Source organism: Streptomyces sp. 840.1, from assembly GCF_003751445.1.
Taxonomy (GTDB): Bacteria; Actinomycetota; Actinomycetes; order Streptomycetales; family Streptomycetaceae; genus Streptomyces.
Genome location: NZ_RJUU01000001.1, coordinates 2244619 through 2259002, shown reverse-complemented (window position 1 = coordinate 2259002; position 14384 = coordinate 2244619). Strand labels below are relative to the sequence as shown.

Sequence of the window (14384 nt, the reverse complement as noted above, 5' to 3'; positions counted from 1 at the left end):
GCGGTCGTGCGGCTGCCACGCCTCGCCATCGCAGGCCCGTTAGGGCTACGGAGTTGTCCACAGAAGTGGATTCGTCCACAGAAGAGCGGGCCTCGCTGGTTCGCGACCCTGAAAGCATGGCAGGCTCTGCTCATTGCGAGCCTGAAGTCGAGGAGAGTGAATCCTTGCGGTCCGACGCCAACATCGCGGGACCGATGACCGATCCGGTCCCCGGTCCCCGATCCGAATCGGCGGTGGACGGTGTTTCACGTGAAACACCGCCACCGATGGACGACACACCCATTGGCCGAGCGGCCCAGCTGGCGGTGGAGGCCCTGGGCCGCGCCGGCGAGGGTCTGCCGCGACCTGACCAGACGCGCGTCATGGTGGTGGCCAATCAGAAGGGCGGGGTGGGCAAGACCACCTCGACGGTCAACCTTGCCGCGTCACTGGCGCTGCACGGTGCCCGTGTTCTGGTGGTCGACCTGGACCCGCAGGGAAACGCCTCCACGGCGCTGGGGATCGACCACCACGCCGAGGTCCCCTCCATCTATGACGTCCTGGTGGAGAGCAAGCCGCTCTCCGACGTGGTTCAGCCCGTCCCGGACGTCGAAGGTCTCTTCTGCGCCCCAGCGACCATCGATCTCGCCGGTGCGGAGATCGAGCTGGTGTCGCTGGTGGCGCGGGAGAGTCGACTCCAGCGGGCGATCCAGGCCTACGAGCAGCCGCTGGACTACATCCTCATCGACTGCCCGCCGTCACTCGGTCTCCTGACGGTCAACGCCCTGGTGGCCGGCGCCGAGGTGCTGATCCCCATCCAGTGCGAGTACTACGCGCTGGAAGGGCTCGGCCAGCTGCTGCGCAACGTCGACCTGGTACGGGGGCACCTCAACCCCGACCTCCATGTGTCGACGATCCTGCTCACCATGTACGACGGCCGGACCAGGCTCGCGTCGCAGGTCGCGGAGGAGGTGCGCACCCACTTCGGCAAGGAGGTGCTGCGCACCAGCATTCCGCGCTCGGTGCGGATCTCCGAGGCGCCGAGCTACGGGCAGACCGTGCTCACGTACGATCCCGGCTCCAGCGGTTCCTTGTCGTATCTTGAGGCGGCACGTGAGATCGCTCTGCGTGGGGTCGGGTTGAATTACGAGGCGCAGCCGGCCCACACGGGCAGCCGGAACAGCCAGCAGAACACTTCGGAGGGGATCCAGTGAGTGAGCGTCGTAGAGGGTTGGGGCGAGGGCTCGGTGCCCTGATCCCCGCCGCTCCGCAGGAGAAGCAGGTTCCGTCGGCCGGCACGGGTGCGTCCTCTGCCGGGTCGGCTCCGGTTCTGACGGCCGAGCGGGGAGTGGCCGCCGCCAAGGTGACCTCGCTCGGGGCCGTGCCGGAGCCGAGTGCTCCTGTTTCGGATTCGATCGGGTCCGGCGAGCCGAGCGAGGTGGCAGGAGCGTATTTCGCTGAGATCCTTCTCGACTCCATCACGCCGAACCCGCGTCAGCCTCGCGAGGTCTTCGACGAGGATGCGCTGGCCGAGCTGGTGACCTCCATCAAGGAGGTCGGTCTTCTCCAGCCCGTCGTCGTGCGGCAGACCGGCTCCGACCGCTTCGAGCTCATCATGGGCGAGCGCCGCTGGCGGGCCTGCCGTGAAGCCGGTCTGGAGCGGATCCCGTCCATCGTCCGTGCCACGGACGATGAGAAGCTCTTGCTGGACGCGCTCCTGGAGAACCTTCACCGGGCTCAGCTCAACCCGTTGGAGGAGGCGGCGGCGTACGACCAGCTGCTCAAGGAGTTCAAGTGCACGCATGATCAGCTGGCCGACCGCATCGGGCGGTCGCGGCCGCAGGTGTCCAACACCTTGCGCCTGCTGAGGCTGTCGCCTCCGGTGCAGCGAAGGGTTGCGGCCGGGGTGCTCTCGGCGGGCCATGCGCGTGCGCTGCTTTCGGTGGACGACTCCGAGGAGCAGGACAAGCTGGCGCATCGGATCGTGGCCGAGGGGCTCTCGGTGCGTGCGGTCGAGGAGATCGTGCAGCTGATGGGCGCCAAGCCGGCGAGCGCCTCCAAGGCCAAGGGGCCACGGGCGGGCGGTCGGCTGTCGCCGGCCCTGACCGATCTGGCATCCAGGCTCTCGGACCGCTTCGAGACCCGGGTGAAGGTCGACCTCGGTCAGAAGAAGGGGAAGATCGTCGTCGAGTTCGCCTCGATGGAGGATCTGGACCGCATCCTCGGCAGTCTCGCTCCCGGTGAGGGCCGTGTGCTGGACCGCAGCCCGGCGGAGGAGCCGGCAGAGGACGACGAGAGCTGACCGCTCCGAGCGACGCTGGGCGGGCTGTGTTCCGGAACAACGGAACACAGCCCGCCCTTTGCTTTCTCTCGGTGTCAGCTTGATCCCGTCGTGGATACGATGCGTTCTGGTAGGCCACATCCAGTTGATCCGTGTCCGCGAACGGAGTGCACCGCCCGTCGCGCGATGCGGCGGGCGAGGGAAGTGAGGAACAGCCTTCATGGGGCGTCGGCTCGCACCGCTCACGCTGGACAACCTCTCTGATCTCCCCGAGCGTTGTCGCTCCTGTGTGTTCTGGGAACTTGATCCGGTGCGTGGGGCGGCCGCGGTCAAGGCCGGCCGGCCCGAGGCGGAGAAGGAGGCCTGGATATCCAGTGTCCTGCTGGAGTGGGGATCCTGCGGCCGCGTTGTCTATGTCGATGATGTGGCGGTCGGCTTCGTTCTCTACGCCCCACCGGCCTACGTTCCGCGGGCTGCTTCCTTTCCGACCAGCCCGGTCTCCCCCGACGCCGTTCAGCTGATGACTGCCCTGATCCTGCCGGGGTACCAGGGGCAGGGTCTCGGCCGCGTCATGGTGCAGACAGTTGCCAAGGATCTGCTCAGCCGCGGATTCAAGGCGATCGAAGCGTTCGCGGACGCCCGCTGGAAGGAACCTGCCTGTGTGCTGCCCGCAGATCATCTGCTGGCCGTGGGCTTCAAGACCGTACGCACACATCCGTCTCATCCACGGCTGAGGCTGGAGCTGCGTACGACCCTTTCGTGGAAAGAGGACGTGGAGCTGGCCCTGGACCGGCTGCTGGGTGTGGTCCAGAAGGAGCCGGTCCTGCGACCGCTGTGATTCGACTGTTGCTGGTGCCGGAAAACGTGAAACGGGCCCACCCCTCGGGGTGGGCCCGTTTCACGTGAAACATCGGGCAGAGGTTCTGCCTTACTCGGCGATGAAGCCCTCGAGGTCGCGAAGGATCGCGGCCTTCGGCTTGGCGCCGACGATGGTCTTGGCGACCTCGCCGCCCTGGTAGACGTTCAGCGTCGGGATGGACATGACGCCGTACTTGGCAGCGGTGGCCGGGTTCTCGTCGATGTTGAGCTTGACGATCTCGATCCGGTCGCCATGCTCAGCCGCGATGGCCTCCAGGGAGGGGGCGATCTGACGGCACGGACCGCACCAGGCGGCCCAGAAGTCCACCAGTACGGGCTTGTCGCTCTTCAGGACGACCTCGTCGAACGAGTCGTCAGTCACGTTCTTCAGCGCGCCGGCCACGGCGGCCTCCTTAACTTCGCGGGGTGTGGGGGTGAGGCTTGGATCAGACGGTGGCTGCGGCAGCCTTCTCGTCGTCGGCGAGCGCGGCAAGGAAACGCTCGGCGTCGAGTGCTGCGGAGCAGCCGGTGCCGGCAGCGGTGATGGCCTGCCGGTAGGTGTGGTCGACGACATCGCCTGCGCCGAAGACACCGGTGAGGTTGGTGCGCGTCGAGGGCGCCTGGACCGTCAGGTAGCCCTCGTCGTCGAGGTCGAGCTGCCCCTTGAAGAGCTCGGTGCGCGGGTCGTGGCCGACTGCGATGAACAGGCCGGTCACGGGGAGCTCGGAGGTCTCACCGGTCTTGGTGTTGCGCAGGGTCAGACCGGAGAGCTTCTGCTCGCCGTGGACCCCGGCGACCTCGCTGTCCCAGGCGAACTTGATCTTCGGGTCTGCGAAGGCGCGGTCCTGCATGGCCTTGGAGGCCCGCAGCGAGTCGCGGCGGTGGACGATGGTGACCGACTTGGCGAAGCGGGAGAGGAACGTCGCCTCCTCCATCGCGGTGTCACCGCCGCCGACCACAGCGATGTCCTGGTCCTTGAAGAAGAACCCGTCGCAGGTCGCGCACCAGGAGACGCCACGTCCGGAGAGGGCGTCCTCGTTGGGCAGACCCAGCTTGCGGTGCTGCGACCCGGTGGTGACGATGATGGCCTTGGCGCGGTGCACCGTGCCGGCGGTGTCAGTGACGGTCTTGATGTCACCGGTGAGGTCGACGGAGACCACGTCGTCGGGAACGAGCTCGGCACCGAACCGCTCGGCCTGGGCGCGCATGTTGTCCATGAGCTCCGGGCCCATGATCCCGTCCTGGAATCCGGGGAAGTTCTCCACGTCGGTCGTGTTCATCAGCGCGCCACCGGCGGTGACGGCACCCTCGAAGACCAGCGGCTTCAGCGAGGCGCGCGCGGTGTAGAGGGCGGCTGTGTAGCCCGCGGGGCCAGAGCCGATGATGATCACATTACGCACGTCGCTCACGGGTTTCTTCCTCGTCTCTGCAGACTGCCTACTGTCCACGCCTACTGGGGCCGGTTCAACGACTCTCACCCCACCCAACGGATCCTACGGGGGATGCATTCCCGACGTGCCGGGGCGGCATCCGCCGTGATGCTCAGGGGCGGGCGTAGGCGTGGGTCAGCAGAAGCTTCCCCTTGGCCGCGGGCTCCGCACCGACGCATGCGGCATCGACGACGTAGGCCTCCACACGGCTCGTGTCGGTGGGGTGCGGAAGGACGACAAGGAAGGCATCGGCGCCCTGGTAGGTGCCCTTCTCGACAGCGAGGACGGCGGCGTTCCGCCCTATGCCCTGCTCAACGCAGGAGGGGACGGCCACAACGGGAGCGCGAAGCGGTGCCTGAGGTGACGCGGACGCGGGAGGATTCGTCTCCGGGGAGGATTTCGTATCCATGGACGGTGCCTCATTCCGGCCGGCTGAGCTCTCCGGGCTCGACGGGGCCGTGCCGGAACTCAGAAGGCTGTGGACACGCTCTTCGACCGTGGACTGCGAGAACGCCTGCGAGTCGGACTTCTTGGCGCTGACTCCGTGGTCTGCGGCACTGACGTCGGCGGAGTTGTGAGACGTGGGCACGTTCTGCAGCAAGAAGACGCTCACACCGACGACGGCGGCGCCCAGGGTGGCGCCGAGCACCGCCCTGCGACGACGCCGCACAGGTCGGCGGCCGGGTCCGGTGGCGGCACGTGGGTGTCCGGCGGGGCGGTCCGCGAGCTCCTGCACAGTGGCGGCATGCTCTGTTTCACGTGAAACATCTGCCCCCGCACGTGAGTCTTCCGCGTCTCCGTCGGATGCGGTGGCAACGGCACGGGCTTCGTCGGCCAGGGCGGCGTCGATGCGGTCCGCTATGTCGATGGGCATGGCCTGCGGGGCCGGCATGGAACCCAGCAGACTGCGGATCTCCTCCAGTGAGGCACGCACGTCTGAGCAGAGCTCGCAGCTGTCCACATGACGGCGGACCTCAGCGGTGCGCGGCGGAGAAAGCACGCCTTCGGTGAGGTCTGAGATCTCTGAGACGTCCGGGTGCTGGGTCGTGTCGGTTGTCGATGTCATGTGCGCCCGCCTCCGCCCTTCACACCAGCTGGATCGCTTGTTCCCGCGTCTCGTGGCCCCGCTGCCGGTGGGACGGATGTTCTCGCCGTCCGGTTCCTTTCGGCCGTCCCCGCCGCACTGCCCCCGGCATCCCTGCGGAGATGGGTGAGCAGCGGAGCCAGGCGGGCTCTGCCCCGGGCGCAACGGCTCTTCACGGTGCCGACCGGCACGTCGAGGATGCGACCCGCCTCTGCCACGGGGTACCCCTGCATATCGACGAGGACGAGGGCCGCGCGCTGCTCGGCAGGGAGGGTGGCGAGGGCCGCGAAGAGTTCGCGGTGCAGGTCCTGCCGCTCGGCCGGCGCCTCGGCGGACTCGTGCGGCTCCAGAAGCTGGTCGAGCCGTTCCGGGTCGTTGACGGGTGAGGTCTTCCGGGAAGAGGCCTTGCGGACCCGGTCGAGGCAGGCGTTGACGGTGATGCGGTGCAGCCAGGTGGTCACGGCGGACTGGCCGCGGAAGGTGTGGGCGGCGCGGAAGGCGGAGACGAGGGCGTCCTGCACGGCGTCGGCCGCTTCCTCACGGTCGCCCAGCGTGCGCAGTGCTACGGCCCACAGCCGGTCGCGATGCCGCCGTGCGAGCTCACCGAAGGCGTCGGGTTCACCGGCTACGTGGCTGGCCAGGAGGTCCTGATCAGTCGAGTCGGTGAATCTGGTGTCGTCCAACGGTGAGCCCCCTCCCCTGATGCCGTCAGCCGGTGACCTTGATGTCCGAGATCTTGCCCCGGAAGTTCCCCTCGCTGCTAGGTGGCAGCTGGGTGAGCCAGACCAGAAGGTACCGCGCCTGAACGGGCTCGCCAGGCTTGAGTGCCACGTTTGTGCCCGAACCTTCGGCAACCTTGGTGAAGCTGTCGGGCATCGTCGGTGCCGTGGCGTCGCCGGAGGTGCGCAACTCGGTCGACGTGGTGCCGCCCAGGAACGTCACGTCCACCTTGCTGACCTGCTGCACCTTGCCGAGGTCGAGCAGAACCCCGACGCCCTTCTTCAGCCTGCCGAAGTCGGCGGTGTAGTAGCTGTCGGTGTGCCAGTACGTGCTCGCGTCGCCGTCGTAGACGTGATCTATGTCCTGGGGCTTCTCGGACCCGTCGCCGAGCGGGTCGAAGTCCTTGGCGCTGACGATCTGGACGGGCTCGTTCTTCTCGACCGGCGGGGCTTCGCCGTTCTCCGGGTTGCTCTGCGTGGTACCCGGGTCGCCCGATTTGTTGTCGTGGTCCAGGAGGGTCTCGGCGAGCTGCCAGCTGCCGAGGCCCAGTGCCGCGATGAGCAGGGCGGAGACGGCCCACTTGAGCGCCTTGCCCGTGCGGCTCTGGAGCGGGGCAGGCGGTATGGCGTGCACGGACTGGGTGGGCATGGAGCCAGGGCCGGCAGGACGGCCGTAGGTGCCCTGCTGGTAGGTGGTCCGCTGGTACTCGGGCGGTGCGGTGAACGTGGGCTCTGGCGGGCGGATGCGCGGCATCGCAGCGACGGCCTTGGCCAGTTCGTCCGGGGTGGTGCACGGCTGTTCCTGGCGGGAGGCCGTGGCACCGTCGTTGGCGAGCGCCCGCATGGCGATCTCGGAGAGGCCGCGGTGGACGCCGGCCCGTACCTGGTCGGGTGCGATCAGACCCACGCCCTTGGGGAGCCCGGTCAGGCCGTAGGCGTCGCTCTCGTAGGGCCAGCGCTGGGTCAGCGCCGCGTAGAGCAGGGCGCCGATCGCTTCGGTGTCGGCGCGCTGGGGGCCCTCGGAGGTGATGCCGCGCAGTGCGGCGTTCACCGCGAGGCCTCGGATCCGGTACTGACCGGAGGAGCTGCGGAGCACCGCGCCGGGGGTGAGCCGAAGATGGGCGAGCCCCTCGCGGTGCGCGGCCGCCATGGCCTGGGAGATCTGGCTGACGAGCTGGTAGGCGTCGTGCGCGTCCATCGGCCCCGCGCCCAGCAGGGCGGTGAGCTCCGTGGCGTCCGGAAGCCACTCATGGACGACGTAGACGAGGTCGTTCTCCTCCACGGCGTCGAGGACCTGCACGAAGCGGGGGTCGCCGAGCAGTGCGGAGGAACGGGCCGCGGCCAGCACCGAGCGGGCTCGTGGGTGGTCGGCGGGGAGGAGATGGACACCCACCGCGCGACGCAGCTTCTCGTCGACGGCACGCCAGCTGCTGAACCCGTCCAGACGAGTGACGCACTCCTCCAGCCGGTAGCGTCCGGCGAGTTTGTGACCGCTGTGCAGATCGGGGGAAGAAATGGTGACGTCGGAGTCCGCCGGTTCGTCCACCGCTTCCTGGGGGCCTGCGCCCGTTGAGTCCTGAGCTTCTGCCGTGCCGTCGGTCGTGGCCTCGTCCGCCTTGGCGGACAGCGGCTTGTCACCGCTGTTGTCGGCCACGTCAACGGCAGCCGTGCTACGTTCCGCCACCGTCGTTCCTGCCTCCCCATCCGTTGCGCGATGCCAGCCAGCTCTGCACAGTCACGCCAATTGTGCCCATACTCCGGCACCATGCACGACACGCAGAGACCGGAGATGGTTGTGCGGGCCGGTGATCTTCAGCGGCCGAGCCGTCCCCGGATCATGCCGACCATGCCGTTGATCTCTTCGATCCGCATCCGCTTCGCCGCGACGACGAAGACTCCCAGCAGCACGATCCCACCGCAGACCAGCGCCAGAAGCGAGCCCGAGGCGCCGTCGCCGAGCGCGTGGAGCAGACCGAAGCCCACAGCGCCACCGAGCAGTGCCGCAGGGATCGCGGCGAGGCAGAGGCGGGCGTAGGTACGCAGGACGTGGGCGCCGTCCAGATCGCCGCCCAGACGGTTCCGCAGCCGGCGCCACGCGATACCGACCCCTACGGCGTAGGCGAGGCCGTACGAGGCCGCCATGCCGACCACGGCCCACTGGGCGGGCAGGGCGACGTAGCAGATGGCCGAAGCGGCCGCGTTGACCAGCGCGACGATCACGGTGTTGTAGAAGGGGGTGCGGGTGTCCTCGTAGGCGTAGAACCCTCGCAGCACCACGTACTGCACCGAGTAGGGGATCAGCCCGAGGCCGAAGGCCATCAGGATGTAGCCCATGGAACGGGCGGCCTCAGGGCCGGTGGAGGCGTACAGCAGGGTGGAAATCGGTACGCCCAGGGCGAGGAAGGTGAAGGCGACCGGCACGATGGCCACGGCGGAGTTGCGCAGGCCCTGCGAGATGTCGTCGCGGACCGCGCCCGGGTCGTTGTCGTGGGCGGCACGGGAGATACGGGGCAGCAGAGCGGCCATGACCGAGACGGTGATGATCGCCTGGGGCATGCCCCAGATCAGCTGGGCGTTGGAGTAGGCGAGGAAGCCGGCGCCGTTGCGCCCGGACTCCTTGCCGGCCGAGGTCGCGAGCTGGGTGACGACGAGGACACCGGCCTGGTTGGCCAGGACGAACAGGACCGTCCACTTGGCCAGCTTGACCGTCTTGCCGAGCCCGTGACCCCTCCAGTCGAAACGCGGGCGGAACCGGAATCCGGCCTCGCGCAGGTACGGGATCATGGCGAGGGACTGGACGATCAGGCCGAGCAGGGTGCCGATGCCCAGCAGCCGGACGCCCTCCGGCGGGATCGTCTGAACGCCCATGTGGGATTCGTGGGAGGTGCCGTAGACCCAGATGAACATGCCGAAGGTGAAGATCATGACGATGTTGTTGAGGACCGGGGTCCACATCATCGCGCCGAACTTCCCGCGGGCGTTCAGGATCTGGCCCATCACGACGTGCACACCCATGAAGAAGATGGTGGGCAGGCAGTACCGGGCGAAGGTGATGGCCACGTTGTTCGCGGCCGGGTCACTGGCGATCGTGTCCGACATCAGCCGGATGAGCCAGGGCGCGGCGAAGACCGCCAGGGCGACGATCACGCCGAGTGCGACCATCACGAGGGTCAGCAGCCGGTTGGCGTAGGCCTCGCCGCCGTCCTCGTCGTCCTTCATGGAGCGGACGAGCTGGGGGACGAACACCGAGTTGAGGCCGCCGCCCACGGTGAGGATGTAGATCATCGTCGGCAGCGTGTAGGCGATGGTGAAGCTGTCACCGAGCAGGGCGGCACCGAGCGCCGCGGTGATCACCAGGCTGCGTACGAATCCGGTCAGCCGTGAGACGAGGGTGCCGGCCGCCATGACCGCACTGGACTTCAGCAGGCCGGAGGCCCGGCCGCCGCCGGACTTCGGCGGGACGGGAGCAGGGGCCGGCTCGGGCCGGGCAGGGCCGGGGGAGGCGGCAGGACCCTCCTGGTCCCTGAAGAGGTGGGCGAACGCGTCGGGCTCGTCGCGCCCCGCGGACGCCTGGGTGACGAGGTCGTCCACGCCGACGAACTGGGTGGTCGCCGCGTCGTCGCCGTACGGCAGGTGCCGGGACGGGCCGTCGGGCTCGGGCGGCGGGGTCTGCGCCCAGATCCGCGGGTCGGGGGCGTACGGGGCGGCAGGAGGCTGCTGGTAGAGCGGCTGGGGCTGCTGGTAGGTGCCGGGAGGCGGCGGCGGATGCGCCGCACGGTCGTACAGGGCCTCACCCACCGGATCCTGCGCCGAGAGGTCCTGGGCCCGGTAGGGGTCGTAGTCGTACGCGGCCTGCAGATACGGATCGGGTGCCGGTGGCACCTGCTCCGGCCCAGGGGGCACCGGAGGACCGCCGGAAGACCCAGCTCCGCCCGTACCCTGACCGCGGTCACCGTCGTACGGCGCGTTCATCGAAACCCCACCTCATCGTCCCCGGCCGACCGGCCACGACAGACATCGCTCAACGGTCCACTTTCTCACCCGTGCCCGACGGCTCCGTGCTTTCGGGACCGGTGTCCGGCGTCGGGTCACTCGGCTGCTCGGGTTCACTGCCGTCGTCGCCCGCCGCGCCGCCCGCGTTGGCACGCTTGCGGTGTGCATACATCCTGATGCCGGCGAGGACCAGCAGCAGCAGTCCGCCTGCGATGACGAGAAGTACGGTCGGCGTCAGCTCGGACACCTTCACGGTGAAGTTCATCTCCGCGCCGTACGGTGTCCCGTCCTCGGTGTACAGCTGGGCGGTCATCTGGACCTGGCCGTTGATGTTGGCCGCGGCGTCGAACTTCACGGACTGGCTGTGACCACCGGCGATCTGGATGGGCTGTTCCGACACGGCACCGTCGTCGTTCAGCTTGAGACGGGTCGCGTTCTCCGACCTCAGCCGCAGCACCAGGTGGTCGACGTCCTGCAGCAGTCTGTTCTGCACCGTCACCGGGATCGTGGCGCTCCGGCCGGACAGCGTGACATCCGACTTCGAGATCAGCTGGACCTCGTTGACGAGGCCCTGCAGGTAGGTGCGCACGGAGTCCCGGTACTGCTGGGCCTCCGGGGGCCTGCCCCGCCACGAGGTCGACATGGAGCGGTTGACCGCGTTGCCGAAGGGGGTCACCACTCGCTCGGGCTGGGTGAGGATGACCTGGAAGTTGTTGAGCGAGGCCTGGGTGGACTTGATGTCCTGGAAGGCCTGGGTGGGCAGCTCCTGGCTGCGCAGCTTCTTCGGGTACCGGGACGTCGGGGGTACCCGTGTGGTCGCCTTCGCGTCGGGCTTGGCCTCCGCCGCCTGGACCAGCCCCTGGGACTGCGTCCAGCGGTCGTCGTCGAGGGCGTGCAGGGCGCGGGCCATCGTCTGGGCCTGGGCGACCGTCGGCATCCGCTGGGGCGCGACGACGACGCTTCGGTCCTTGTCCGTGTCCTGCTCGGCCAGGGAGAGCGTGAGGGCGAGGAACTTCTGCACGGCGAGCGTGGAGTCCCCGGCCTTCGTCATATCGCCCTGGAAGGCGGTGGAGAGCCGGGAGTCGGAGACCACCGCGGTCGTGCCGCCGCCGATCGGCCGGGGAGCGGTGGGCGTGTAGACCAGGCCGCCGTTCTCCTGGAGGCTGTCGCTGCGGGCGATCACGTTGTGGGCACCGGCTGAGGTGGCGACATCCACGATGGACGGGTCGATGGCACCGTCGACCGGCCATGCGAAGTCCGTGGACGGCTTCAGGTGCAGGATCGTCTGCACCGTCGTGACGGCCACCTCGCTGGCGTTCTGGAGATGGCTCAGGGTGCCCGACACGTTCTTGCCGCGGTGCGCGATCGATGCCAGATCGGGATCCCCGAACGGCAGCGCGATGACCTTGCCCTCGGTCACCGCCGCTTCGAGCGAGGTGAGCCACTGCTTGGCCACGTTCTGATTCGTACCGGCGATCGTGGTGTCACCCGACTTGACCCGGTAGTCCCGTGTCATCGCGTCGACACTGGCCAACAGGTCCGGATCGATGACCCAGGTCACCGGCAGCTGGCTGCCCAGCGAAACCATCTGCTCCAGGCGACCGCCCGGAGCGATCTCGGCGGCCAGGTCGTCATCGGCGAACACCGGGGTCTGCTGGGAGTCGGAGCCCGTCTCCGCGGTGAGGTGCGCCGCTGCGATCAGGGGCCAGGCGTAACTGATCCGGGGCTTGGAGTCGCGGTCCTCGCTCTGCCAGGGGAGGAACGTCCGCTTGATCCCGAGCACCTGGTCGTACAGGGCATGGGGTGTCCGGCCCGACAGGGTGACGCCGAGCTGGTACACGCCGTCGTCACCGAGTCCCAGCTTGCTGACGGGTACGGACAGGGTGAAGTCCTGGCTGATCCCGGGGGGAAGCTTGGCGATCTTGACCGTGTACTTGCCGCCGACCGGAGACGGATCGGCGCCGGGCAGGTATCCCGTGCGCCGGTTGGCCCCGTCGATCGAGCTCCTGCTGAAGAGCCGGGGCCCCACGCGCAGGTCCACCTGGGCCGCGGTGACGGTTTCCTTGCTCTTGTTGGTCAGAGTGCCGGAGACGGTGAGGGTGTCCCCCTTCACCGGGGCGCTCGGGGTCAGCGTGTCCAGGGATACCGCGACCGTGCCGGACCCCGTCGGAGCCTTCGTGCCGGAACCCGTCGGGGCCTTGTCCGCCACGCCGGCCTGCGCCGCCGGGGCGGCCGCCCCGGCCAGCAGGGCGGCGATGAGTGGCGCCCCTGCAAGCACGGCGGCCGTGCGCCGGAGCCACCGGCGGGCAGGAGAGGGATTCATCCCCTGGAAGTCTGCCGCCTCGGCCACGCGCCTACCCGTCCCTCGTCGTCGTGAGCTGCTGTCGATCGTCGTCCGTTGCTGCGTCCACGCATGGTAACGATGTGCGCGGGGGCTAAGTGCTGGGGAGTACGGCACATGATCGGGAGTCTCGCAGGGCTGAAGGAAACCATGACGTCCGGGCCGGTCCGGGCACGTACCCTTTTCTGTTGTGCCGAATGCCAATGAAGACAACGCCAGTGCCCTGACCCAGGTGCAGCACCGCGCAGTCAGTGAACTGCTCCGGGTGTCCCCGGTCGCCGACGATCTCGCCCGCCGATTCCAGGATGCCGGATTCAGTCTCGCCCTGGTCGGTGGCTCGGTCCGGGACGCACTTCTGGGCAGGCTCGGGAACGACCTGGACTTCACGACAGATGCCCGCCCCGAGGACGTCCTGAAGATCGTCCGGCCGTGGGCGGACTCGGTGTGGGAGGTCGGGATCGCTTTCGGCACGGTGGGCGCCCAGAAGGACGGGTACCAGATCGAAGTCACCACATACCGGTCCGAGGCGTACGACCGAACCTCGCGCAAGCCGGAAGTTTCCTACGGTGACTCGATCGAGGACGACCTCGTACGCCGTGATTTCACGGTCAACGCGATGGCTGTCGCACTGCCGCAGAAGGACTTCATCGACCCCCACGGTGGCATCGAGGACCTGGCGGAGCGCGTCCTGCGTACCCCTGGCACCCCTGAGGAGTCCTTCTCCGACGATCCGCTGCGCATGCTGCGGGCGGCACGATTCGCCGCGCAGCTGGACTTCGAAGTGGCTTCCGATGTGGTCACGGCGATGGCGGAAATGGCGGGCAGGATCGAAATCGTCTCCGCCGAGCGGGTCCGCGAGGAGCTCAACAAGCTCCTGCTCTCCTCGCACCCCCGGAAGGGGCTGGCGCTTCTTGTCGACACCGGACTGGCGCAGCAAGTCCTTCCCGAGCTCCCCGCGCTCCGGCTCGAAAGTGACGAGCATCACCGTCACAAGGATGTGTACGAGCACTCCCTGACCGTTCTGGAGCAGGCGATCGACCTGGAGGAGGACGGCCCGGACCTGGTTCTGCGTCTTGCCGCCCTGCTTCATGACATCGGCAAGCCGAGGACCCGGCGCTTCGAGAAGGACGGGCGGGTCTCGTTCCATCACCACGAGGTGGTGGGCGCCAAGATGGTCAAGAAGCGGATGACCGACCTCAAGTACTCCAACGACATGGTCAAGGACGTCTCGAAGCTGGTGGAGCTGCACCTGCGCTTCCATGGGTACGGAGACGGGGAGTGGACCGACTCTGCGGTCCGCCGCTATGTGCGTGATGCGGGTCCTCTGCTGGAGCGGCTGCACAAGCTCACTCGCTCGGACTGCACCACGCGGAACAAGCGCAAGGCGGCTGCTCTCTCGCGGACCTACGACGCACTGGAAGAACGCATCGCGCAACTGCAGGACAAGGAGGAGCTCGATGCGATCCGGCCGGACCTGGACGGCAACGAGATCATGCAGGTCCTGAGCGTCGGACCCGGACCGGTCATCGGCAAGGCGTATGCGTTTCTGCTGGAACTGCGCCTGGAGAACGGCCCCATGGAACATGACGAGGCGGTCGCGGAGCTCAAGAAGTGGTGGGAATCGCAGAGCTGAGCCTCGCGAAGCCGCTATGGCTGTGATGGCTGCCGGTCATGTTTCACGTGAAACATGACCGGCGAA

Annotated in this window: 11 protein-coding genes; 4 read left to right on the top strand and 7 right to left on the bottom strand. The window is 68.2% G+C overall.

The window, feature by feature from the left end; genetic code table 11:
* Positions 1-116 precede the first annotated feature (116 nt).
* From EDD93_RS10330 to EDD93_RS10320, 3 genes are all read left to right on the top strand, one after another.
* Positions 117-1193, top strand: coding sequence for a ParA family protein (locus EDD93_RS10330; protein WP_123524866.1), 1077 nt, complete (start codon positions 117-119; stop codon positions 1191-1193).
* Positions 1190-2281 carry a ParB/RepB/Spo0J family partition protein gene (locus tag EDD93_RS10325; RefSeq protein WP_185092266.1) on the top strand — a complete coding sequence of 364 codons (1092 nt, stop codon included), beginning with the start codon at positions 1190-1192 and terminating at the stop codon, positions 2279-2281. Before EDD93_RS10330 ends, EDD93_RS10325 begins: the two co-directional genes overlap by 4 nt.
* Before the next feature lie 199 nt (positions 2282-2480).
* Positions 2481-3098: a GNAT family N-acetyltransferase gene (locus EDD93_RS10320; protein ID WP_123524864.1), complete on the top strand. Its 618-nt coding sequence runs from the start codon at positions 2481-2483 to the stop codon at positions 3096-3098.
* 90 nt (positions 3099-3188) lie between these two features.
* On the opposite strand, the gene trxA is transcribed toward EDD93_RS10320, so the two are convergent.
* The 7 genes from trxA to EDD93_RS10285 form a co-directional block, all read right to left on the bottom strand.
* Complete coding sequence (gene trxA / locus EDD93_RS10315) at positions 3189-3521, bottom strand: thioredoxin (protein ID WP_073733236.1); 333 nt, start codon at positions 3519-3521, stop codon at positions 3189-3191.
* Between the two features lie 43 nt (positions 3522-3564).
* A complete protein-coding gene (trxB, locus tag EDD93_RS10310; protein WP_123524863.1) occupies positions 3565-4527 on the bottom strand; it encodes a thioredoxin-disulfide reductase in 963 nt (320 codons plus the stop codon).
* 133 nt (positions 4528-4660) lie between these two features.
* Positions 4661-5614: an anti-sigma factor gene (locus EDD93_RS10305; protein WP_123524862.1), complete on the bottom strand. Its 954-nt coding sequence runs from the start codon at positions 5612-5614 to the stop codon at positions 4661-4663.
* Positions 5611-6315: an RNA polymerase sigma factor SigM gene (gene sigM, locus EDD93_RS10300; protein ID WP_123524861.1), complete on the bottom strand. Its 705-nt coding sequence runs from the start codon at positions 6313-6315 to the stop codon at positions 5611-5613. The genes EDD93_RS10305 and sigM overlap by 4 nt, the downstream gene beginning before the upstream one ends.
* A gap of 25 nt (positions 6316-6340) precedes the next feature.
* Positions 6341-8035, bottom strand: coding sequence for a protein kinase family protein (locus EDD93_RS10295; protein WP_123524860.1), 1695 nt, complete (start codon positions 8033-8035; stop codon positions 6341-6343).
* Between the two features lie 128 nt (positions 8036-8163).
* Entirely contained in the window at positions 8164-10323 is a 2160-nt protein-coding gene (gene murJ / locus EDD93_RS10290) for a murein biosynthesis integral membrane protein MurJ (RefSeq protein ID WP_123524859.1), read from the bottom strand.
* Between the two features lie 49 nt (positions 10324-10372).
* Complete coding sequence (locus tag EDD93_RS10285; protein WP_123524858.1) at positions 10373-12694, bottom strand: DUF6049 family protein; 2322 nt, start codon at positions 12692-12694, stop codon at positions 10373-10375.
* A gap of 181 nt (positions 12695-12875) precedes the next feature.
* On the opposite strand from EDD93_RS10285, the gene EDD93_RS10280 reads away from it, so the two are divergent.
* Positions 12876-14318, top strand: a complete 1443-nt coding sequence (locus EDD93_RS10280; RefSeq protein WP_123524857.1) for a CCA tRNA nucleotidyltransferase — start codon at positions 12876-12878, stop codon at positions 14316-14318.
* Positions 14319-14384: the final 66 nt, after the last annotated feature.